Source organism: Lelliottia sp. GFLA7 (assembly GCF_056490165.1).
Genome location: NZ_JBWLAQ010000001.1, coordinates 504,436 through 526,308 on the forward strand (window position 1 = coordinate 504,436; position 21,873 = coordinate 526,308).

The 21,873-nt window shown below is 52.0% G+C and carries 19 protein-coding genes; 9 read left to right on the plus strand and 10 right to left on the minus strand.

Features of this window, described 5'->3' with window-relative positions:
- Positions 1-2: 2 nt before the first annotated feature.
- Complete coding sequence (gene yccS, locus AC07RN_RS02580; RefSeq protein WP_478335492.1) at positions 3-2,165, plus strand: YccS family putative transporter; 2,163 nt, start codon at positions 3-5, stop codon at positions 2,163-2,165.
- Here yccS and AC07RN_RS02585 read toward each other — a convergent pair.
- Positions 2,122-2,748: a TfoX/Sxy family DNA transformation protein gene (locus AC07RN_RS02585; protein ID WP_449553558.1), complete on the minus strand. Its 627-nt coding sequence runs from the start codon at positions 2,746-2,748 to the stop codon at positions 2,122-2,124. The two genes, yccS and AC07RN_RS02585, sit on opposite strands and share 44 nt — an antisense overlap.
- A 217-nt stretch (positions 2,749-2,965) precedes the next feature.
- Between AC07RN_RS02585 and sulA the strand changes: the two genes are divergently transcribed.
- Complete coding sequence (sulA, locus tag AC07RN_RS02590; RefSeq protein ID WP_478335493.1) at positions 2,966-3,475, plus strand: SOS-induced cell division inhibitor SulA; 510 nt, start codon at positions 2,966-2,968, stop codon at positions 3,473-3,475.
- Positions 3,476-3,831: 356 nt separating this feature from the next.
- Entirely contained in the window at positions 3,832-4,887 is a 1,056-nt protein-coding gene (gene ompA, locus AC07RN_RS02595; RefSeq protein WP_478335494.1) for a porin OmpA, read from the plus strand.
- 61 nt (positions 4,888-4,948) lie between these two features.
- Here the strand turns inward: ompA and matP are convergent, their stop codons facing one another.
- Complete coding sequence (gene matP, locus AC07RN_RS02600) at positions 4,949-5,404, minus strand: macrodomain Ter protein MatP (protein ID WP_012016865.1); 456 nt, start codon at positions 5,402-5,404, stop codon at positions 4,949-4,951.
- Positions 5,405-5,590: 186 nt separating this feature from the next.
- On the opposite strand from matP, the gene AC07RN_RS02605 reads away from it, so the two are divergent.
- Both AC07RN_RS02605 and fabA read left to right on the plus strand, forming a co-directional pair.
- Entirely contained in the window at positions 5,591-7,351 is a 1,761-nt protein-coding gene (locus AC07RN_RS02605) for an AAA family ATPase (RefSeq protein WP_478335495.1), read from the plus strand.
- Positions 7,352-7,419: 68 nt separating this feature from the next.
- The gene (gene fabA, locus AC07RN_RS02610; RefSeq protein ID WP_012016863.1) at positions 7,420-7,938 is read left to right on the plus strand and encodes a bifunctional 3-hydroxydecanoyl-ACP dehydratase/trans-2-decenoyl-ACP isomerase; all 519 of its coding nucleotides are present in this window, start codon (positions 7,420-7,422) and stop codon (positions 7,936-7,938) included.
- 70 nt (positions 7,939-8,008) lie between these two features.
- Here the strand turns inward: fabA and rmf are convergent, their stop codons facing one another.
- The 6 genes from rmf to rlmKL form a co-directional block, all read right to left on the minus strand.
- On the minus strand, positions 8,009-8,176 hold the full coding sequence (rmf, locus tag AC07RN_RS02615) for a ribosome modulation factor (RefSeq protein ID WP_012016862.1): 168 nt from the start codon (positions 8,174-8,176) through the stop codon (positions 8,009-8,011).
- 253 nt (positions 8,177-8,429) lie between these two features.
- A complete protein-coding gene (pqiC, locus tag AC07RN_RS02620; protein ID WP_478335496.1) occupies positions 8,430-8,996 on the minus strand; it encodes a membrane integrity-associated transporter subunit PqiC in 567 nt (188 codons plus the stop codon).
- Complete coding sequence (gene pqiB, locus AC07RN_RS02625; protein WP_478335497.1) at positions 8,996-10,633, minus strand: intermembrane transport protein PqiB; 1,638 nt, start codon at positions 10,631-10,633, stop codon at positions 8,996-8,998. The genes pqiC and pqiB overlap by 1 nt, the downstream gene beginning before the upstream one ends.
- 4 nt (positions 10,634-10,637) lie before the next feature.
- Complete coding sequence (pqiA, locus tag AC07RN_RS02630) at positions 10,638-11,891, minus strand: membrane integrity-associated transporter subunit PqiA (RefSeq protein WP_478335498.1); 1,254 nt, start codon at positions 11,889-11,891, stop codon at positions 10,638-10,640.
- A gap of 13 nt (positions 11,892-11,904) precedes the next feature.
- Entirely contained in the window at positions 11,905-13,812 is a 1,908-nt protein-coding gene (locus AC07RN_RS02635; protein ID WP_012016858.1) for an ABC transporter ATP-binding protein, read from the minus strand.
- Positions 13,813-13,824: 12 nt separating this feature from the next.
- On the minus strand, positions 13,825-15,933 hold the full coding sequence (gene rlmKL / locus AC07RN_RS02640) for a bifunctional 23S rRNA (guanine(2069)-N(7))-methyltransferase RlmK/23S rRNA (guanine(2445)-N(2))-methyltransferase RlmL (RefSeq protein WP_012016857.1): 2,109 nt from the start codon (positions 15,931-15,933) through the stop codon (positions 13,825-13,827).
- A gap of 179 nt (positions 15,934-16,112) precedes the next feature.
- On the opposite strand from rlmKL, the gene AC07RN_RS02645 reads away from it, so the two are divergent.
- Positions 16,113-17,228 carry a YcbX family protein gene (locus AC07RN_RS02645; RefSeq protein WP_012016856.1) on the plus strand — a complete coding sequence of 372 codons (1,116 nt, stop codon included), beginning with the start codon at positions 16,113-16,115 and terminating at the stop codon, positions 17,226-17,228.
- Here AC07RN_RS02645 and zapC read toward each other — a convergent pair.
- Both zapC and pyrD read right to left on the minus strand, forming a co-directional pair.
- Entirely contained in the window at positions 17,225-17,767 is a 543-nt protein-coding gene (zapC, locus tag AC07RN_RS02650) for a cell division protein ZapC (RefSeq protein WP_012016855.1), read from the minus strand. The two genes, AC07RN_RS02645 and zapC, sit on opposite strands and share 4 nt — an antisense overlap.
- Before the next feature lie 165 nt (positions 17,768-17,932).
- Positions 17,933-18,943 (minus strand): quinone-dependent dihydroorotate dehydrogenase, encoded by a 1,011-nt coding sequence (gene pyrD, locus AC07RN_RS02655; protein WP_478335499.1) that lies wholly within the window; start codon positions 18,941-18,943, stop codon positions 17,933-17,935.
- A gap of 247 nt (positions 18,944-19,190) precedes the next feature.
- Between pyrD and ssuE the strand changes: the two genes are divergently transcribed.
- From ssuE to ssuD, 3 genes are read left to right on the plus strand one after another with little or no spacing between them, the layout of a single operon-like run.
- Complete coding sequence (gene ssuE, locus AC07RN_RS02660) at positions 19,191-19,766, plus strand: NADPH-dependent FMN reductase (RefSeq protein WP_478335500.1); 576 nt, start codon at positions 19,191-19,193, stop codon at positions 19,764-19,766.
- The gene (locus AC07RN_RS02665; protein WP_478335501.1) at positions 19,759-20,721 is read left to right on the plus strand and encodes an aliphatic sulfonate ABC transporter substrate-binding protein; all 963 of its coding nucleotides are present in this window, start codon (positions 19,759-19,761) and stop codon (positions 20,719-20,721) included. The genes ssuE and AC07RN_RS02665 overlap by 8 nt, the downstream gene beginning before the upstream one ends.
- Positions 20,718-21,863, plus strand: coding sequence for an FMNH2-dependent alkanesulfonate monooxygenase (ssuD, locus tag AC07RN_RS02670; RefSeq protein WP_012016851.1), 1,146 nt, complete (start codon positions 20,718-20,720; stop codon positions 21,861-21,863). The genes AC07RN_RS02665 and ssuD overlap by 4 nt, the downstream gene beginning before the upstream one ends.
- Positions 21,864-21,873 lie beyond the last annotated feature (10 nt).

The following is a 21,873-nucleotide window of genomic DNA, read 5'->3' on the forward strand; positions in this document are numbered from 1 at the left end:
ACATGCTAAGCCCATTGCTTCGCAGATACACATGGAACAGTGCCTGGCTCTATAACGTCAGGATTTTTATCGCGCTTTGCGGCGCGGCAGCGCTGCCGTGGTGGCTCGGCGACGTTAAACTCACTATCCCGCTGATACTCGGCGTGGTTGCAGGCGCACTCGCCGATCTTGACGATCGGCTTGTTGGTCGCTTGCGAAACCTCGTGATTACACTGGTCTGCTTTTTTATTGCTTCCGCATCGGTCGAGCTGCTTTTCCCGTGGCCGTGGTTATTCGCCCTCGGGTTGATGGTTTCTACCACCGGGTTTATTTTGCTGGGGGGGCTTGGGCAGCGCTATGCAACCATTGCGTTTGGCGCGCTGCTGATCGCGATTTATACCATGTTGGGCATATCGCTTTATGACCAGTGGTATCAGCAGCCACTCCTGCTGCTAATGGGGGCCATCTGGTACAACGTACTTACGCTGACCGGGCACCTCATTTTCCCGATTCGCCCGTTGCAGGATAATCTCGCCCGGAGTTACGAACAGCTGGCGCACTATCTGGAACTCAAGTCCCGACTTTTCGATCCCGATATAGAAGAAGAGAGTCAGTCGCCGCTATACGATCTCGCTCTGGCGAACGGACAGCTTGTGGCCACGCTCAACCAAACTAAAGTCTCCTTGCTCACCCGCTTACGTGGCGACCGCGGTCAGCGAGGAACCCGGCAAACGCTGCACTATTACTTTGTCGCTCAGGATATTCATGAGCGCGCCAGTTCATCGCATATTCAGTACGCTGCGTTGCGCGAGAAGTTTCGTTATAGCGACGTGATGTTCCGCTTCCAGCGACTGCTTTCGATGCAATCCCAGGCTTGTCAGCAACTGGCTCGTTCCATTTTGCTGCGAACGCCGTATCAACACGACCAGCGGTTTGAGCGCGCTTTTACTCATCTCGACGCCGCTCTGGATCGCGTTCAGGCAAGCGGTACATCGCCGGATCAGATGAAAGCCCTCGGCTTCTTGCTGAACAACCTGCGCGCCATCGATGCGCAGCTCGCGACAATCGAGTCGGAGCAGGCGTTGGCAAGGCCGGGTCATGATACTGAAAACCAACTTGCCGATGACGGACTGCATGGTGTTTCAGATATATGGCTTCGTTTGAGCCGTAACATTACGCCCGAGTCGGCACTTTTTCGTCATGCGGTGCGGATGTCTGCCGTGCTTTGCACAGGTTATGCTTTTATCCAAATAACGGGCTTAAACCATGGCTATTGGATTCTGCTGACCAGCCTGTTTGTCTGTCAGCCAAACTATAATGCGACGCGTCACCGGCTCGCGTTAAGAATCATCGGAACCCTTGTGGGGGTCGCCATTGGGCTTCCTGTGCTCTATTTCGTCCCGTCAATTGAAGGACAACTGATCCTTATAGTGATTACCGGGGTCCTGTTTTTCGCATTTCGTCACGTCCAGTATGCGCACGCTACGATGTTCATCACCCTGCTGGTTCTGCTTTGCTTCAACCTGCTAGGTGAAGGCTTTGAAGTTGCGCTGCCACGCGTGATTGACACGCTAATTGGTTGCGCCATTGCCTGGGCAGCAGTGAGCTTTATCTGGCCAGACTGGCGTTTCAGGAACTTACCGCGCGCACTGGATCTCGCGATCAATGCGAACTGCCGCTATCTCGACGCTATTCTTGAGCAGTACCATCAGGGTCGTGACAACCGTCTGGCGTATCGTATTGCCAGACGTGATGCGCACAACCGTGATGCGGAACTGGCTTCAGTTGTCTCGAACATGTCAACGGAACCCCGTGCAACACCAGAAATTCGCGAGGTAGCCTTCCGGCTTCTATGTCTTAACCACACCTTCACCAGCTATATTTCGACCCTGGGTGCGCATCGTGAACAGTTAACTAATCCCAACATCCTAGCCTTACTTGATGACACCGTATGTTACGTTGACGATGCGCTTCATCATCGTCCCGCTGACGAGCCACGTGTACAAATGGCGATTGACGAACTCAGCCAGCGCATCGCGCATTTTGATCCCGGTACAGACAGCAAAGCTCCGCTTATCCTCCAGCAAACGGGCTTGCTCATTGCCCTTCTGCCCGAGATCTGTCGACTACAACAACAAATCGCTACTTATCGGAATGATTATCAGGCTTTACAGAAAGCGCATTAAACCACTCATTAAGCTCCCGACGCCTGGCAGTCGGGAGTGCCGCCTCATGTAACCCTTCGATAGCCCCCGCGAGAGCAAACAGGACCTTAATGCCGAGGTGCTTGTTTTTAGCTCTAATTTTCAGCCAACTTTCTTCAGCGCCTAACATTCGGAGCATCGTTTCACTGGTAATACCCGCTTCGTAGAGGAGAACTTCAATCTGGAAAGTCAGGTTGGGCAAATCTTTGAGCCTGTGCCGATTATCCCGCTCGACACGTTCCAGTCGTGCTGCTTCTAATGCAAAGCTGGAAAGTTGCAGGAGCTTTTCCCGATCCTGCCAAAGCCCCTCATCCACGCGGTAATAGTTCAACAGAACGGGCCTGCCACGTTTTACCAATTCCAGATATGCCGAATTATGTTTTACACAGTACTGCGCGCTCTCTTCACACGCTCGCAGATACAGTTCGCCCTCCGACACCATGGCGAACACAGCCTCATTTACCGCTAATGTATAGCCACCAAAAAGTGCCCTATGGTGGATATCACCCAAAGATGAGAGGTATTCTTGGGATTTATAGATCCGTTCGTATGATATCTTTTTCATGATATTATCCTTTAAAATCATGCAGTAACAACGCCATTAATTACTATCGGATCCGCTAGCAGAAAAATAGGCAACTTATTGTCACTCGGCAAGATGAATTTTCCATATTGGCCGATCTCGAACGAAATTTGCGAGGCGCTTTCCGAAATTGAGGTTGATCTTTAGTCATACAGGGGTTACTGTATATTCATACAGTAACTACAGGGCTGGAATGATTATGCACACTTCAATCTATGCAAATCGCTCAACATCTTTTTCTCCATCCGCGGGAAATGACACGCAAAATACTTTCGAGCGTGTTTCGACCGGGATGATAAGTGAAGTGGTTTATCGTGAAGACCAGCCCTTGATGACACAGTTGCTGTTGTTGCCGTTATTGCAGCAGCTCGGTCAACAGTCACGCTGGCAGCTCTGGTTAACGCCAAAGCAAAAATTGAGTCGCGAATGGGTTCAATCTGCTGGATTACCGCTCGCGAAAGTGATGCAGATTAGCCAACTCGCCCCATGCCATACGGTAGATTCAATGATTCGCGCATTGCGCACTGGGAATTACAGCGTGGTGATTGGCTGGCTATCAGAAGAATTAACGGAAGATGAACATTTTCGTTTGGTTGAAGCCGCCGAAGAAGGTAACGCGATCGGCTTGATAATGCGTCCAGTTAATCCCGATTCTCTCGGCAGAGGACACCTGTCTGGGCTAAAAATTCACTCTAATTTGTATCATTAAGTAAATTTAAGATTTTTCCTGGAACTTTTTTTGACAGTTGGACAGCCGATTAGTTCCATAAGAAAAAACTTCGTCAACGCCTGTCTGGCGCGGTTTCCCTTAATTTTACAGCATAAAATCCGCATTCAAAATGTTAAATATTATGTATACGGAGCTTTTTTTTTCATATGCCTGACGGAGTTCACACTTGTAAGTTTTGAACTACGTTGTAGACTTTACATCGCCAGGGGTGCTCGGTCTAAGCCGAAGATATCGGTAGAGTTACTAGTTTGAGCTCGCCCCCCGGTGAAGGATTTAACCGTGATTTCTCAACGAGATCTTCATGGCGATTTTTGGATGATAACGAGGCGCAAAAAATGAAAAAGACAGCTATCGCGATTGCAGTGGCACTGGCTGGCTTCGCTACCGTAGCGCAGGCCGCTCCGAAAGATAATACCTGGTATGCAGGTGGCAAACTGGGCTGGTCTCAGTTCCACGACACTGGCTGGTACAACAGCACCCTGAACAACGATGGCCCAACTCATGAAAGCCAGCTCGGTGCAGGTGCGTTTGGTGGCTATCAGGTTAACCCGTATGTTGGCTTTGAAATGGGTTACGACTGGTTAGGTCGTATGCCATACAAAGGCGACAACGTTAACGGCGCATTCAAAGCTCAAGGCGTACAGCTGACCGCTAAACTGGGTTACCCGGTAACTGACGATCTGGACGTGTATACCCGTCTGGGCGGCATGGTATGGCGCGCAGACTCCAGCAACAGCATCCGTGGCGACGACCATGACACTGGCGTATCTCCAGTATTCGCTGGTGGCGTAGAGTGGGCAATGACCCGCGATATCGCTACCCGTCTGGAATACCAGTGGGTTAACAACATCGGCGACGGCAACACCGTTGGTGTTCGTCCAGACAACGGCATGCTGAGCGTAGGTGTTTCCTATCGTTTCGGCCAGCAGGAAGAAGCAGCGCCAATCGTTGCTCCAGCTCCGGCACCTGCTCCAGAAGTACAGACCAAGCACTTCACTCTGAAGTCTGACGTTCTGTTCAACTTCAACAAAGCGACTCTGAAACCAGAAGGTCAGCAGGCACTGGATCAGCTGTACACTCAGCTGAGCAATCTGGATCCTAAAGACGGTTCAGTAGTGGTTCTGGGTTACACCGACCGTATCGGTTCTGACGCTTACAACCAGGGTCTGTCCGAGAAACGTGCACAGTCTGTAGTTGATTACCTCGTGTCTAAAGGTATCCCAGCTAACAAGATCTCTCCACGTGGTATGGGCGAATCCAACCCAGTGACTGGCGCTACCTGTGACAACGTGAAACCTCGCGCTGCACTGATCGACTGCCTGGCACCAGATCGTCGCGTAGAGATCGAAGTTAAAGGTATCAAAGACGTTGTAACTCAGCCTGCGGCATAAGTTATCGTCTTATAAAAAAACCCCGCCATGCGGGGTTTTTTATTATCTGAAGAAACGTGGTTCACTCTTTTTTTCCCAGCATCGCCTGAAGATCGTTTTTCAGCGTAGACATCTGGTTGGCATATTTCTCTTTGTGCTCCGCATCTTCAATCAACTGTACGACCGTTTCAGAAAGCGTTTTACCCCGCCGTTGAGCAAGCCCCGCTAATCGTTGCCAGACCATGAACTCAAGATCGATTGATTTCTTGCGAGTGTGCTGATGCTCAGCGTTAAAGTGCCGTTTGCGGCGAGCGCGGATGGTCTGTTTCATACGGTTCAGTAATGCTGGGTTGATATGCTTCTCTATCCAGCTATTAACATGCACCGGTTCGTTTTCGAGTGTCAGTAATAAATCCACCGCTTCTTTTGCAGCACTGGCTTCGATGTAGCAGGTGATCAGCTCCCCTTCACGGTGCTTTTTGACCAGGTACTTCCATTTCCAGCCGCTTTCGAGATTTTCCAGTTGTTGATATTTCATTGCGATCTCAGTGTTACCTCGTAACTCTGTTCAGAATATCAGTTTTTTGACAATCTGCTGAAAAGAAATCATATCCTGTGAGCTGTTACGCCGCTTTCGCTGCCTGATTTACCTAATCCCGGTTGGGCAGAGACCGATGCTTACGGTATACTCCACGGTTTTACATCTAACTAAAAAACATCAACTTTGACCATTACGAAACTAGCATGGCGTGATTTAGTTCCTGATACCGAAAGCTATCAGACGCTATTTACACAGCCAAACCTCGCAAAAGAGCACGACTTCATACTTAGCGATACGCAACCGCGTTTGCACTACGCGCTTGAGCAGGTGTTAAGTCCATGGACAACCTCCCCTTTCATGCTGCTGAAGGCTCCTGAAGAAGCTGAGTATTTGGCGCTGATTGCCGATGCTGCGCGTGAGTTGCGGCCTGAAGAAAGCACTGTATATGGCGGCCAATACCGTATCGCGGGACGTGATGTTACTTTCGAGCCAGCCGCACACGCTGAAGATGACTTCGCCGCCATGGGCGAAGTCATAACGGCCGAGTGGGCTGAAGCTGAACAACTCTTTGGCTGCCTGCGTCATTTTAACGGCGAGTTGAGCTTACAACCGGGGCTGGTGCATAAAGCCAACGGTGGTGTCCTGATTATCTCGCTGCGCACGCTTATGGCACAACCGCTGCTGTGGATGCGTCTGAAGACAATTGTGACTCATCAGCGTTTCGACTGGCTCTCCTATGACGAATCGCGCCCATTGCCAGTTTCCGTGCCTTCGATGCCCGTTTCGTTAAAAGTGATTTTGACTGGCGATCGCGAGTCGCTGGCTGATTTCCAGGAAATGGAGCCGGAATTAGCCGAACAGGCTGTCTATTCCGAATTTGAAGATAACATCCAGATTGCCGATGCCGACGATATGTCGCAATGGGGTCAGTGGGTGATGGCCATGGCTGAGCGTTACGAATTGCCAATACCAGCGGAAGATGCATGGCCGAGTTTAATTCGTGAGGCCACGCGCTACACGGGTGACCAGGAAACGCTCCCGCTATGCCCTCTGTGGATTGGAAAGCAATTACGCGAAGTGGGCGTTATCTGTGGGCAGGAATCGTTTACGGGCGAACAGTTCTCGCAGATGCTGGCGCAGCGTGAATGGCGAGAAGGGTATCTTGCCGATCGTATGCAGGATGAAATCCTGTTTGAGCAAATCCTGGTCGAAACCGAAGGCGAACGAGTAGGCCAGATTAACGCGTTGTCAGTCGTTGAGTTCCCCGGACATCCGCGTGCCTTTGGCGAACCCTCGCGCATCAGTTGCGTCGTACACATTGGCGATGGTGAGTTTACTGACGTCGAACGTAAAGCTGAGCTAGGCGGGAATATTCATGCTAAGGGCATGATGATTATGCAAGCGTTCCTGATGTCAGAACTTCAACTTGAACAGCAAATCCCCTTCTCCGCCTCACTGACGTTTGAGCAGTCCTATGGCGAAGTCGACGGGGACAGTGCTTCGATGGCTGAGCTGTGTGCGTTAATCAGTGCCCTTGCCGATGTCCCGATTAACCAGAGCATCGCTATCACCGGTTCAGTCGATCAGTTTGGCCGCGCTCAACCCGTTGGCGGGCTGAACGAGAAAATTGAAGGTTTCTTCAATATTTGCCAGCAACGTGAGTTTAGCGGCAAGCAAGGAGTCATTATCCCTGCGCCAAACGCTCGCCATCTGAGTCTGAGTCAGGGCGTACTTGACGCAGTTGAGGCTGGACAATTTTCTATCTGGGCCATTGACGATATTACAGATGCGCTACCCTTACTGACCAATCTGGTCTGGGATGCAGAAGGTCAAACAACGCTGATGCAGGCTATCCAGGAACGTATTGCTCAGGCAATGCAACAGGATGCTCGTCATCGTTATCCGTGGCCGTTACGCTGGTTGAGCTGGTTTAGTCCCAACTGATCGGACTTGTTCAGCGTACACGTGTTAGCTATCCTGCGTGCTTCACTAAAATAAGGCTTACTGAGAACATGGTAGATAAACGCGAATCCTATACAAAAGAAGATCTTCTTGCCTCTGGTCGTGGTGAACTGTTTGGTGCTAAAGGCCCGCAGTTACCTGCTCCAAGCATGCTGATGATGGACCGTGTCGTGAAAATGACCGAAACCGGCGGCAACTTTGACAAGGGTTACGTTGAAGCGGAACTCGATATCAACCCAGAACTGTGGTTCTTCGGTTGCCACTTTATCGGCGATCCGGTCATGCCTGGCTGTTTAGGCCTGGATGCAATGTGGCAGTTGGTTGGTTTTTATCTGGGCTGGCTGGGTGGCGAAGGCAAAGGCCGCGCACTGGGCGTAGGCGAGGTGAAATTCACCGGTCAGGTTCTGCCGTCTGCGAAAAAAGTCACCTACCGAATCCACTTCAAGCGCATTGTGAACCGTCGTCTGGTGATGGGTCTGGCGGATGGTGAAGTGCTGGTAGATGGTCGCGTGATTTATACCGCAAACGATCTGAAAGTCGGCCTGTTCCAGGACACTTCTGCGTTCTGATTGCTGCTATGACAAGAGCATAAAGGCGAAACCTCCGCGATGCGGAGGTTTCTGTTTCTAAAGAGACGTGTCACGCAAGTAGAACCCTATCCCCAATGGCTTCTCGCCAGCCCCCTAACCAGTAAGAACGTTGATTTAACGTTTGGTAAGGACACATTTCTTTTGAGCGTCCGGCGATTCCAGCCTGGTATCCACGTTGGTGCGCCCGTTCCAGGCGATCTCGTTTCTGTCTCTTCATGCCTCGTTTCCCTCATTCTTTGGTCTGGTGGAAAGAAAACAGTGGCTGCAAAATACGCAAGCACAGTAAACGAATAACCTGAATCCCTCCCTGCGTCAATGCGCAAAATTCACGCCAGTGTCATATTTGTGAGCTACATGGAATATCATTTGTACAAAAATTGTGACGCCGCACAAGTATCAGCCTGAAATGAAAACGAAAAAAAGCCGCAATCAGCGAAACGCGAATTGCGGCTTTAGGTAATGAATTTTACTTATGGCAGGCGAGAAATTTCTTTCGCTATACTCGCCGACTCCTGGACCCAACCTTGCGCCAGCATCTTGACCATCTCGTCGTATCCGTCTTGCTGCTGTTTCAGCTCAAGATGGAACGGACGCTTAATCAGCTGCCCCTGGCGATTCAGAAGCCATTCTCCGCTAATGATAACCTTCCCATCATAACGGCCATGGAAGCCCGTTACGGTGACGTTGAGCGTATCCTGATCGCTACCCAGCGGCTGAGAAGCCACTATCCAACCCGGCAACTGACTGTTCAGATTCGCCACCAGCGTATTGCGTAGCTGCTGATCCAACGGGCTCGCCCATAAATTATTATTCGCAATCACGTATTGCACGTCGCTGGTCTGATACACCACGCCGTTGCCAGCGAGTGAATCAGGAATCACAACTTGCTCAACCCACAGCAGACGGTTGCCCTGAGAAGTACTTGTTTGCCCGCCCGTTTGCGCGGCGAGTGGCAGCTGGTAGTAACTTTTATTATCACTTCCTGAGCTACAGGCCGTTAAAACCATGACGCCAACGATGAATAGCCACTTTTTCATTATTTTGCCCTCTTCGGCTCAGGATCTTTTTTGTCCTTCGCTTCAAATACCAGCGCGTTACTCTTCTCATTCAGCGTTTTCAATACAGGCTGCAGTTCACGTAAGACCTGATCCAGGCGCTGCATGTCCGCCACCATTTTATTGTAAGCCGCTGAGCCAGGCTGGAAGCCCTGCATACTGCGATTAAGCTCGCGCAACGTTTTCTGCATGTCCTGTGGAAGCTGCTGCATCGACTGATTCGCGGTGATCTTATTGATATTATCCAGCGTGGTTTGCAAACGACGCATCGTCGCCTGGCTTTCCGCCAGGCTGTTTGTCGCTTGCTCAAGCATCGGATTTAGCGGCAGATTATTAATCTTATCAAGCGTTTCCATCAGGCGTTGCTGGATTTGTGCCAGACCACTGCTCACCGTCGGAATAATCTTGTAACCACCAAACTCGCGCACACCCGTCATCGCAGGCGCTTTCGGATAGAAGTCCATATCAACGTATAGCGCGCCTGTAACCAGATTACCGGTTTTCAGCGAGCCACGCAGACCACGGTTCATGAGGTCATTAATATGCCCACTGATATCTTTCGCTTCGCCTATTTGATTCAGTAAACGCTCCGGTTCGATACGAATCAGCACGGGAATTCGATAATCATCATCAAGAGACTGACGCAGACCAGGGACGAAATACGGGACCTGGCCGACGGTACCCAGACGGATGCCACGGAATTCGACCGGTGCGCCAGGCTGCAAACCGCGAACGGAATCTTTGAAGAACATCAGGTAATCAATATGATCGGTATAAAGCGCATCCTGAATGCTTTTCTGATCGTCGAAGAGTCTGAACGGCGTTTTTGCCGCTACCGGCTGACCAAGCTCCATGCCTTCCGGAACATCAAAACTCACACCGCCACCGAACAGCGTGGTTAACGAGCCCATTTCGACACGCATCCCCGCCGACGTCAGATCCACCGCAATACCGCTGTCTTTCCAGAAACGAACATTGCTGGTCACCAGACGATCGTTTGGCGCGTTAATAAATAGCTGATAGCTGATGGTGCGTTTTTGCGGATCGAACGTACTGGTTTCGACTGAACCCACACGGTATCCGCGGAACAATACCGGATCGCCAGGGCTTAGCTGCCCCGCTTTTTTACTGTCCAGAATCACCCGGATACCTTTCGCATCAGGCGGGGCCAGCGGCGGTGCATCAAGCAAATCATACCGGCCAGGCTGGTTTCCTTTCGATCCCGGTTGCAGCTCAATATATGCCCCCGACAGTAACGTTCCCAGACCGCTAATCCCTTCACGGCCTACTTGCGGTTTAACCACCCAGAATACGGAATCGCTGTGCAGCAGCTTTTCCATGCCGGCGTTCAGGCGAGCCTTAATTTCAACATGCGTTAAATCGTCAGTCAGCGTTGCGCTCTCCACGACGCCCACATCTACGCTACGGCTCTTGATGGTGGTTTTCCCGCCCTCAATGCCTTCAGCGTTGGTGGTGATAAGCGTCACTTCTGGCCCCTGATGACTGTAATGATAAAACAGGATCCAGGCCCCGATCAGCGCCGTCACGATGGGGAAGATCCACACTGGCGACCAGTTTTTGACCTTCTGAACTTTCGCCTCTCCACTCTTATTTTCCATGCTCTCACTCTTCCTCATGGCTTGACTCTGGCTCACGATCCCACGATAAACGAGGGTCGAAGGTCATGGCCGCAAACATCGTCATCACAACAACCAACGCAAACATCAGCGCACCCATAGCGGGATAAATACTCATCAGTCCGCCCATGCGCACCAGCGCAGAGAGAACGGCAATCACAAACACGTCGATCATTGACCAGCGGCCCACAAACTCGACAACTTCGTAAATCAAATGCATTCGTTCACTGTCGCGTTTACCGTGGCCGTTAGCATCCCAACACAGCCACGCGATCGCGATCATTTTCAACGTCGGCACCATGATACTGGCGATAAAAATCACCATCGCCACGGGATACGATCCTTCGCCCCACAGCAACACCACACCGGCGAGGATTGTCGACGGCATTTTGTCGCCCAGCAAATCTGTAATCATGATAGGCAAAATATTGGCGGGCAGATAAAGCATGATAGACGTCACCAGCAACGCTAACGTCCACTGAAGGCTATTTTTACGCCGGGCATGCCCTTTGGTCCCGCAGCGGGGACATTCTTCAAGATCGACTGGCAGCACCGCAGTACAGCATGAACATGAGCGTAATCCCTGACGAATACCGGGAACCCCCACTTTCACTGTTTGCGCTAACGTGGGCGCGGGGGCGATATCATCCCAGGCCCAGCGGCGGTCAACACACTGAAAAGCCCGAAGCTGCAGTACGCAGTAAAGACACCAGGGAATAAAACTGCTGCCGATCCCCACGTCACCATACGCCATTAGCTTGACGAAACTCACCAGAATACCGGCGAGGAAAATCTCCGCCATTCCCCAGCTTTTGAGCTGGAACAGGATTCGGGCGAGCGTGATTTTAAGCTTTATCGGCATCCGCACGCGATTGACCAGCAGCAAAATCACAGTGAGACAAAACGCGGGCACAATTTGAACAAACAGAAGGAAGAAGGTGCCAAGACTGGCGTAATCTTCCGAAAACATCACGCCAGGGATTTCCAGCAGATCCACTTCGCTGGTCATACCGCCGACTTTCATATAAATGAAAGGAAAAAGGTTCGAGAGTAAAAGCATAAACAACGCAGCAAGTGCGTAAGCAGTGGGACGCTGCCTTGGCGCGTCCCACTCCGTTGTCAGCGTTGCCCCACAGCGTGGGCATGCCGCCTTATGTCCGCGACCCATATCAGGCAGCGCCACGAGCATATCGCATTGCGAGCATAAAATATGCCGGTCGGCATGGTGCTGATCACACATAGTTTATCCCTGGTTATGCGCCGTTTTTCAGAGCCTCAAGGTACTCCCAGCGCTCGAATGCTTCCTCCAGCGCCTTTTCAGCCTGGGAAAGATCTGCCAATATTTTCTGAGTATAGTCGTGCGGTTGGCTAAAGAAGGATGCATCAGCAACCAGAGCCTGCAGAGTTTCCAGATTACCTTCCAGCTCTTCGAGGCGCTGCGGCAAAACATCGAGCTCACGCTGCAGGTTATAGCTCATTTTGGCCGTCGATTTTTTGACAGTTTCGGTTTTCGCGACAGCGCTTTCCGATCCAATATTAGCTTTTGCTTGTTTTATCGTCCGCGACTGTGACTGCTGTCCACGTGCATCGTGATACCCGCCGACATAACGACCGATGTGCCCTTCACCTTCGAAAATCCAGCACTCGGTCACGGTGTTATCAACAAACTGACGATCGTGGCTCACCAGCATAACGGTACCCTGATAGCCGTCGATCAGCTCTTCGAGCAACTCCAGCGTTTCAACATCCAGGTCGTTTGTCGGTTCATCGAGAATCAACAGGTTACTTGGTTTCAGGAACAGACGCGCCAGCAGAAGTCGGTTACGCTCTCCACCTGACAACGCTCGCACCGGCGTCATCGCACGTTTAGGATGGAACAAGAAGTCCTGTAGATAGCCCAGAACGTGACGGGGTTTACCGTTCACCATCACTTCCTGCTTACCTTCCGCCAGGTTGTCCATCACTGTTCTGTCGGGATCCAGCTCCGCACGGTGCTGATCGAAATACGCGACTTCCAGCTTGGTTCCGCAATGCACACGTCCGCTGTCAGCTTGCAACTGGCTCAACATCAATTTTAGCAACGTTGTTTTACCGCAACCGTTCGGGCCAATCAGCGCGATTTTATCGCCACGCTGAACCTGTGCGGAGAAGTCATTCACCAGCACTTTGCCATCAATCTGATAATTAACGTTTTCCATTTCGAAGACGATTTTGCCGGATCGGGACGCTTCTTCGACCTGCATTTTCGCCGTGCCCATCACTTCGCGGCGCTCGCTACGTTCGTTACGCATCGCTTTCAGTGCGCGCACGCGGCCTTCGTTACGGGTACGACGGGCTTTGATGCCCTGACGGATCCAGACTTCTTCCTGCGCCAGTTTGCGATCAAACTCGGCGTTCTGCAGCTCTTCGACGCGCAGGTTTTCTTCTTTTTCCAGCAGATAAGTGTCGTAACTTCCTGGATATGTCACCAGCTTGCCGCGGTCCAAATCGACAATGCGCGTCGCCATATTGCGAATAAACGAGCGGTCATGCGAAATGAAGATAATGGTGCCATTGAAGGTTTTCAGGAACCCTTCCAGCCAGTCAATCGCTTCAATATCCAGGTGGTTGGTTGGCTCATCAAGCAGCAGCACTTTCGGGCCGCTGACCAGCGCACGCCCGAGCGCCGCTTTACGCAGCCAGCCGCCTGAAAGCGACGCCAGCTCCATGTCCGCTTCCAGACCTAACTGATCCAGAACTTCAGTGATGCGACTTTCGAGCTGCCACAAACCGTGGTGATCAAGCAGGTCCTGCAGACGCGCCATTTCGTTAAGGTTTTTTTCACTCGGATCGGTCATTACCAGATGAGAGATCTCGTGATAGCCCTTCAGGTATTCGGCCTGTTCTGAGATGCCCTCGGCAACAAAATCATAAACAGTGCCCGCGACGTTGCGTGGTGGGTCTTGCTGCAAACGCGAAACAATCAGATCTTGTTCGTAAACAATACGTCCGTCATCCAGACCCTGTTCGCGGTTCAGAATTTTCATCAGCGTAGACTTGCCTGCGCCGTTACGGCCAACCAGACAGACGCGTTCGTTATCTTCGATGTGCAGTTCTGTATCATCGAGGAGGGGCGCATCGCTAAAGGACAGCCAGGCGCCGTGCATACTAATTAATGACATTTATATTTCCTTTCAGACCGCGGTAATCAACCAGCAGTTGTGAATTTGACGGTTACGGGCAAAGTCCTGAGACAGTGTTTTTTGGCTAATTTCTTGTGCTTTCAGTCCCAGCGCTGCCAGCCCGTCGTTGTCCATACGGAAGCCGCGTTTGTTATTTGAGAACATGATGGTGCCGCCTTTGCGCAGCAGACGTTTCAGGTCCGACATCAGACGGATGTGGTCGCGCTGAACGTCAAACGTATCTTCCATACGCTTGGAGTTAGAGAAGGTCGGCGGATCGATAAAGATCAGGTCGAACTGCTCGTCGGTATCACGCAACCAGCCCAGCACATCGGCTTGCAGCAGACGATGCTGACGCCCGGTCAGGCCGTTGAGGCGCAAGTTGCGCTCCGCCCATTCAAGATAGGTTCGTGACATATCCATCGTTGTCGTGCTGCGCGCGCCACCCAAACCAGCGTGCACGCTCGCGCTGCCGGTATAGGCGAACAGGTTGAGGAAGTCTTTACCCTTGCTCATCTGGCCCAGCATACGACGGGCGATGCGGTGATCCAGGAACAGACCGGTATCCAGATAATCAGTGAGGTTCACCCACAGGCGAGCGTTATATTCGCCCACTTCGATAAAGTCGCCTTTATCGCTCATCTTTTGATACTGATTGGTCCCTTTTTGACGCTCACGGGTTTTGAGCACCAGTTTGTTAGGCGCGATGCCCAGAACACCAATGGTGGCGGCAATAATATCCAGCAGACGCTGACGGGCTTTTTGCGCATCGATCGTCTTCGGCGCGGCATATTCCTGCACCACGATCCAGTCAGCGTAGCGATCTACCGCTACGTTGTACTCTGGCAAATCGGCATCGTACAGGCGATAGCATTCGATCCCTTCCTGCTTCGCCCATTTTTCGAATTTCTTCAGATTCTTACGCAGACGGTTCGCATAGTCTTCTGCCACGGTTGAGGGCTTGCTGTCGCCCTCTTTCTCCGTGAGATGATAGTTTTTCTGTACGCAATCCAGCGGGCCGTTTTTGGCTTTAAACTGACGCTCCGCACGCAGTTGCAGGCAGCTCAGCAGTTCCGGAGATCCGCTGAACAGCGACAGATTCCAGCCGCCGAAATAATCTTTCATTGAGCGGCCCAGCAGGCTGTGCAGCGCAATCAGCGCCGGTTCGCTATCGAGACGCTCACCATACGGTGGGTTGCTGATAACCGTTCCGTACGGGCCTTTTGGCAGCGGATTGGTCAGTTGTGCAACATCTTTCACTTCAAACGAGATCAGCTCACCAATGCCAGCACGACGGGCGTTGCTGGCTGCGCGTTCAATCACGCGCGCGTCGCTGTCTGAGCCGTAGAAACGTGAACCGTAATCAGCCAGGCCTTTGCGCGCGCGGACCTGCGCTTCGGCTTTGACTTCTTTCCAGATAGCGTCGTCGTGCTGCGCCCAACCGTTAAAGCCCCACTGCCCGCGGTGCAGGCCAGGCGCGCGATCGGTTGCCATCATCGCCGCTTCAATCAGCAACGTACCGGAACCGCACATCGGATCCAGCAGTGGCGTGCCCGGCTGCCAGCCAGAACGCATAACAATCGCGGCCGCCAGGTTTTCTTTAATCGGAGCAATACCCGCACGATCGCGGTAGCCGCGCTGATGCAAGCCTTCCCCACACAGATCCAGCGAAATGTGCGCAGTCTCTTTGTTCAGCCACACGTTAATACGCAGATCCGGGTTTTCGCGATCCACGTTCGGGCGTTCAAGATTTTTGCGCGTGAAGCTATCCACAATCGCATCTTTCACTTTCAGCGCACCGTACTGGCTGTTGCGGATTTCGTCGTTCAGCCCGCTAAAATGCACAGCAAAGGTCGCGCCTGGAGCAAAAATCTCTGTCCAGTCAGTCGCCTGCACGCCGAGATACAGGTCAAGGTCGCTGTAGACTTTGCACGCACCCAAAGGCAGCATGATGCGCGACGCCAGACGGCTCCACATCAGGCTCTGGTAAATAAGCCGCGTGTCGCCCTCAAAATGGACACCACCCTGAACGACCTGACACTCGCGTGCGCCAAGGCTTTCCAGTTCAGTTTTTAACAGCTCTTCCAGCCCACGGGCCGTACTGGCAAACAGAGAATTCATATCGTCACTTATTACTCATAGAAAATTGTTGCGCATTATACACAAATTCAATCGATTTGCCTCGCGCCAGCATGGTGGTCAAGCCAACAAAACAGCGCTGCAGCGAATAAAGTGTATATAGATAATCCGGGTGATATGTCATAAAGTTGAAGGCTTATTTTTATTGAAGGGAGTGTGCAGTGGCGACGTTATCCAGGCTTTTCATTCATCCAGTCAAATCAATGCGCGGCATTGGCCTGACGCATGCACTCGCAGACGTCAGCGGTTTTGCCTTCGATCGCATTTTTATGGTCACAGAGCCTGACGGGACGTTCATCACTGCGCGCCAGTTTCCGCAAATGGTGCGGTTCATTCCCGCGCCGCTGCATGACGGATTACATCTGACGGCGCCAGACGGTTCCAGCGTCATTGTGCGCTTCAATGATTTCTCGTCGGTTGATGCACCGACCGAAGTCTGGCGCAATCATTTCACCGCCCGTATTGCCCCCGAAGAGATCAACCGCTGGCTAAGCGGCTTTTTCTCTCGTCCGGTACAGTTACGCTGGGTAGGCCCAGAATTGACGCGCCGCGTTCAGCACTTTGAATCCGTTCCGCTTTCCTTTGCTGACGGTTTTCCTTTCCTGCTCACCAACGAGGCCTCACTACGAGATTTACAGAATCGTTGTTCCGCGAGTGTGCAAATGGAACAGTTTCGCCCAAATCTGGTGGTGACCGGTGCGCAAGCGTGGGAAGAAGATACCTGGAAAGTGATTCGCATTGGCAGCGTTATCTTCGATGTCGTGAAACCCTGCAGCCGGTGTATTTTCACCACCATCAGCCCAGAGAAAGGTCAAAAGCACCCTTCCGGCGAACCGCTGAAAACATTGCAGTCATTCCGAACCGCGCAGGATAACGGCGATGTCGATTTTGGTCAGAACCTGATCCCTCGCTCCAGCGGTGTTATTCGCGTGGGCGATGAAGTCGAAATCCTCTCCACTGGACCAGGTCGAATTTACGGAGCGGGCGCAGATGCAGATGAAGAAACGGCAGAAGTGGAAGTGCAACCCGCAACAGCGGTGACCCTTCAGTGGCAAGGGCAAACGGTGAAGGGAAACAATCAGCAAGTCTTGCTCGAGCAACTGGAGCAAGCCGGAATACGCGTTCCTTACTCGTGTCGCGCGGGGATTTGCGGTTGCTGTCGTATCAAACTGATAGAGGGTGAAGTCACGGCATTGAAGAAATCAGCGGTGGGCGAAGACGGCACCATTCTTTGCTGCAGCTGTGTTCCTAAAACATCGCTACAGCTAGAGCTTTAAACGGCCTGTTCCAGGCTAAATGAATCCACACGGAGCTGCGGTTTGAGTCTGTCATTCATGACTTTAATCGCATCACCCAGCTGCATCGTACGCCCGGCAATGATCACGCCGGGCTGTGCCAGCAAACAGAGCGCTGCATTTTCGCCAGGCTCGACCACCAGCAAACTTACCTCTTCCGACGTATCGCTGAGATGCACGCACGCTGCATCTCCCGTACCCGGCGTCCACGCCTGTCCATGAGCCAGAAAATGCCAGCTTTTCGGCATCTGCGGTTTGAGGAAACGAATAGCCACCAGCGCGTTCAATACCAGTTCGGCACGCTGTTCCTTCGTTAGCACGAAGTCGCGGCACTTCTCTTCAAACGAGAAATAAAGGGCGGCATCATCAACACAAAAGCCCGATGGGGCAAAGGCATCAGGAGTCAGCATTCGGCGGGCATAGCGAGAACGAAATAACATGCCATTGGCTAAATCGAGCATCATTCGATCGTGCTCTTCACAAAAATACCAGCGCCAGTTATCGTCAGGTTTAATTCGCATTTTCCTCTCCCGTCCCTCACATCCTGTACTAAAAATGTCCTGATTATCGCTTCGCTTATAACATCAATAAATAGAAGACCATAATGTCTAAATAAGCAACAATGACGGAATATAAAACAACCAGGGCCGGAAATAAAGCACTGGTTGTCTTATAGAGAGAAAAGTTTAGATATGATTAACGATTTCTTTAATCAATTGAGGGCCTTTAAAAATAAAACCAGAATAGATTTGTACAAGCGTCGCACCCGCAGCCATCTTCTCACGCGCAGCGATGACAGAGTCGATACCACCCACGCCAATAATCGGTAAACGCCCTTTTAATTCTGCGGACAATGCGCGAATAATTTCGGTGCTTTTTAATTGTACCGGACGGCCGCTTAACCCACCCATTTCATCACAATGTTTCATTCCATTTACCAGCGAACGATCGAGTGTCGTATTGGTCGCAATAACACCATCAATATTATGGCGAACCAAACTATCGGCAACCTGGATCAATTCTTCAACGGAAAGATCCGGAGCGATCTTTACCGCGACCGGAACATATTTATGGTGAATTGCCTGCAGTTCATTTTGTTTATTTTTAATGGCTGATAACAGATCGTCCAGCGCTTCACCATATTGCAGCGTACGCAAGCCAGGGGTATTTGGCGATGAGATATTCACCGCAATATAACCCGCATAAGCATAGACTTTTTCCATACAAATCAGATAGTCATCTTTACCGTGCTCTACCGGCGTGTCTTTATTTTTGCCGATATTAATTCCCAGCACGCCGTCAAAATGCGCTTTTTTTACGTTCTCGATCAGATGATCGACGCCGTGATTATTAAAGCCCATTCGATTGATCAACCCTTCGGCTTCAATCAGACGGAACAGTCGCGGTTTGTCGTTACCCGCTTGTGGACGTGGAGTGACCGTGCCGACTTCGATGGAACCAAATCCCATCGCGCCCAGCGCATCAATACACTCGCCGTTCTTGTCCAGGCCAGCAGCCAGACCCAGGGGATTCTTAAACGTCAGCCCCATACATTGAACAGGTTTTTCTTGCACTTTCTGGCGCACCAGCGCTTCCAAAGGTGTGCCTGTGATGCGACGTAACTGCTGGAATGTCAATTCATGAGCGCGCTCGGGATCGAGCTGGAAAAGGGCTTTACGTACGAAGGGGTAATACATGAACTCTCCTGGATTCCGGTGTGCAAACCGGACACGGATTATCAGCGATCGCGGCGTGAAAGGGAATTGACCTGAGGCAAAAAAACGTCTTTCTGCGCAATCGTTTTCCTTTCTGGCGGTTTCTTATGCAATTTCTGGATTTTTAATTCCAGATAAATCATTTAGTGGAATAACCCCGCAATGTCACACTCCTGAAAATTGTTATCAATGTTAGATAAAAGCAAACAAATAGTTATAAGGAGCATACATGCGCGTCATCACGTTGGCTGGAAGTCCGCGTTTTCCCTCACGTTCCAGTGCCCTACTGGAATATGCCCGCGAACAGCTGAATTCGCGGGATGTCGAAGTCTGTCACTGGAATCTGCATAACTTTGAGCCTGAAGATTTGTTGTATGCCCGGTTTGAAAGTCCGGCGCTTCAGGCACTGATTGAACAACTGAAGGGGGCTGATGGTCTGATTGTAGCGACGCCGATTTACAAAGCCTCGTTTTCCGGCGCGCTAAAGACGCTTCTCGATCTGCTGCCTGAACGTGCTCTGCAGGGAAAAGTCGTCCTTCCGCTGGCAACCGGCGGCACCGTCGCCCATATGCTGGCCGTCGATTATGCCCTCAAGCCGGTGCTCAATGCGTTAAAAGCCCAGGAAATCCTGCACGGCGTGTTCGCTGATGATACTCAGGTTATCGATTATCAGCACAAACCGCAGTTCACCCCCAACTTGCATTCGCGTCTTGATAGCGCACTCGAAACGTTCTGGCAGGCATTGCATCGCCGGGATGCTCAAGCCCCGACCTTTGGCCGTCTGAAAGGAGTCGCCCATGTTTAAATACCTCTTTCGTCTTGGGCTAACGAGTTTGCTGGCCGTCTCCGCTCTGGCTCATGCGGCAAACTCTGCGCCAGAAAGTTTACGTATCGGCTACCAGAAAGGCAGCATCAGCATGGTGCTGGCAAAGAGTCATCAGCTGCTGGAAAAACGTTATCCTCAGACCCAGTTTTCGTGGATTGAATTCCCTGCTGGCCCGCAAATGCTCGAGGCACTCAATGTGGGCAGCATTGATATAGGCAGTACGGGCGATATACCGCCGATATTCGCCCAAGCCGCGGGTGCAGATTTGGTCTACGTCGGCGTCGAACCCGCTAAGCCTAAAGCCGAAGTCATTCTGGTGCCTGAAAACAGTCCGATTAAGACCGTCGCGGATCTTAAAGGCCATAAAGTTGCATTCCAGAAAGGTTCCAGTTCGCACAACCTGCTGCTCCGTGCGCTGCAACAGGCGGGCCTGACGTTCAAGGATATTCAGCCGATCTACTTAAGCCCGGCCGATGCGCGCGCTGCTTTCCAGCAAAATAACGTGGATGCCTGGGCTATTTGGGATCCGTACTATTCTGCGGCTCTGTTGCAGGGTGGCGTTCGCGTTCTGAAAGATGGCGAAACGCTTAAACAGACCGGTTCGTTCTATCTTGCGGCGCGACCTTATGCCGAAAAGAACGGTGAATTTGTTCAAGGTGTGCTGAATACCTTCAGTGAAGCGGATGCGCTCACCCAAAGCCAACGTCAGGAGAGTATCGCCCTGCTGGCAAAAACCATGGGCCTGCCCGAACCGGTGATCGCCAGCTATCTGGATCATCGGCCAATCACCGTGATCAAACCAGTTGATGCCCACACGGCGGTATTACAGCAACAAACCGCGGATCTGTTTTATGAAAACCGTCTGCTCCCGAAAAAGATCGATATTCGCGACCGTATCTGGCAACCCGCTGGCAAAGAAGGATCGAAATCATGAGTCTGAATCTGTTCTGGTTTTTACCGACCCACGGTGATGGGCATTATCTTGGTACTGAGGAAGGGGCGCGTCCGGTCGATTACGGCTACCTGCAACAAATCGCGCAAGCCGCAGACAGAATCGGATTCACTGGCGTGCTGATCCCCACTGGCCGCTCCTGCGAAGATGCCTGGCTGGTGGCTGCGGCCATGATCCCGGTTACGCAGCGCCTGAAGTTTTTGGTCGCCCTGCGCCCAAGCGTAGTTTCACCCACCGTTGCTGCACGCCAGGCCGCCACGCTTGACCGACTCTCCAATGGACGTGCGCTGTTTAATCTGGTCACCGGCAGCGACCCGACGGAACTCGCGGGAGACGGCGTTTTCCTTGACCACACCGAACGCTATGAGGCCTCGGCAGAATTCACCCGCGTCTGGCGTCGTCTGCTTGAGGGCGACACCGTCACCTATGAAGGCAAACACATTCGCGTACGTGATGCGAAACTCTATTTCCCGCCCGTGCAGCAGCCGCGCCCTCCTCTTTACTTTGGCGGATCGTCGGACGTTGCACAGGATCTGGCGGCGGAACAGGTCGATCTGTATCTCACCTGGGGCGAACCGCCTGAACAGGTGAAAGAGAAAATTGAACAGGTCCGCGCCAAAGCTGCAGCACATGGCCGTAAAGTGCGTTTCGGCATCCGTCTGCACGTCATTGTGCGAGAGACGAATCAGGAAGCCTGGCAGGCCGCCGATCGTCTGATTTCACACCTTGATGATGACACCATCGCCAAAGCGCAGGCCGCCCTGGCCAAAACCGATTCAGTGGGCCAGCACCGGATGGCCTCCCTTCACAACGGCAAACGCGAAAATCTCGAAATCAGCCCGAACCTGTGGGCAGGCGTTGGCCTGGTGCGTGGTGGTGCGGGAACCGCGTTAGTGGGTGACGGCCCAACGGTGGCGGCACGCATCAATGAATATGCCGATCTGGGGATCGACAGCTTTATTTTGTCTGGTTATCCGCATCTGGAAGAGGCGTATAACGTCGGCGAGCTGCTGTTCCCGCATCTGGACGTCGCCATCCCGGAAATTCCGCAGCCGCGTCCGCTGCAGGTTCAGGGCGAAGCGGTGGCGAATGAATTTATTCCCCGCAAAACGGCACAGAGCTAACGAGGTCAGT

Excerpts from the sequence above, each read along its gene's own strand:
- yccS (WP_478335492.1), top strand. The coding sequence starts at position 3 with ATGCTAAGCCCATTGCTTCGCAGATACACATGGAACAGTGCCTGGCTC.
- AC07RN_RS02585 (WP_449553558.1), bottom strand. The coding sequence starts at position 2,748 with ATGAAAAAGATATCATACGAACGGATCTATAAATCCCAAGAATACCTC.
- sulA (WP_478335493.1), top strand. The coding sequence starts at position 2,966 with ATGCACACTTCAATCTATGCAAATCGCTCAACATCTTTTTCTCCATCC.
- ompA (WP_478335494.1), top strand. The coding sequence starts at position 3,832 with ATGAAAAAGACAGCTATCGCGATTGCAGTGGCACTGGCTGGCTTCGCT.
- matP (WP_012016865.1), bottom strand. The coding sequence starts at position 5,404 with ATGAAATATCAACAACTGGAAAATCTCGAAAGCGGCTGGAAATGGAAG.
- fabA (WP_012016863.1), top strand. The coding sequence starts at position 7,420 with ATGGTAGATAAACGCGAATCCTATACAAAAGAAGATCTTCTTGCCTCT.
- rmf (WP_012016862.1), bottom strand. The coding sequence starts at position 8,176 with ATGAAGAGACAGAAACGAGATCGCCTGGAACGGGCGCACCAACGTGGA.
- pqiC (WP_478335496.1), bottom strand. The coding sequence starts at position 8,996 with ATGAAAAAGTGGCTATTCATCGTTGGCGTCATGGTTTTAACGGCCTGT.
- pqiB (WP_478335497.1), bottom strand. The coding sequence starts at position 10,633 with ATGGAAAATAAGAGTGGAGAGGCGAAAGTTCAGAAGGTCAAAAACTGG.
- pqiA (WP_478335498.1), bottom strand. The coding sequence starts at position 11,891 with ATGTGTGATCAGCACCATGCCGACCGGCATATTTTATGCTCGCAATGC.
- AC07RN_RS02635 (WP_012016858.1), bottom strand. The coding sequence starts at position 13,812 with ATGTCATTAATTAGTATGCACGGCGCCTGGCTGTCCTTTAGCGATGCG.
- rlmKL (WP_012016857.1), bottom strand. The coding sequence starts at position 15,933 with ATGAATTCTCTGTTTGCCAGTACGGCCCGTGGGCTGGAAGAGCTGTTA.
- zapC (WP_012016855.1), bottom strand. The coding sequence starts at position 17,767 with ATGCGAATTAAACCTGACGATAACTGGCGCTGGTATTTTTGTGAAGAG.
- pyrD (WP_478335499.1), bottom strand. The coding sequence starts at position 18,943 with ATGTATTACCCCTTCGTACGTAAAGCCCTTTTCCAGCTCGATCCCGAG.
- ssuE (WP_478335500.1), top strand. The coding sequence starts at position 19,191 with ATGCGCGTCATCACGTTGGCTGGAAGTCCGCGTTTTCCCTCACGTTCC.
- AC07RN_RS02665 (WP_478335501.1), top strand. The coding sequence starts at position 19,759 with ATGTTTAAATACCTCTTTCGTCTTGGGCTAACGAGTTTGCTGGCCGTC.
- ssuD (WP_012016851.1), top strand. The coding sequence starts at position 20,718 with ATGAGTCTGAATCTGTTCTGGTTTTTACCGACCCACGGTGATGGGCAT.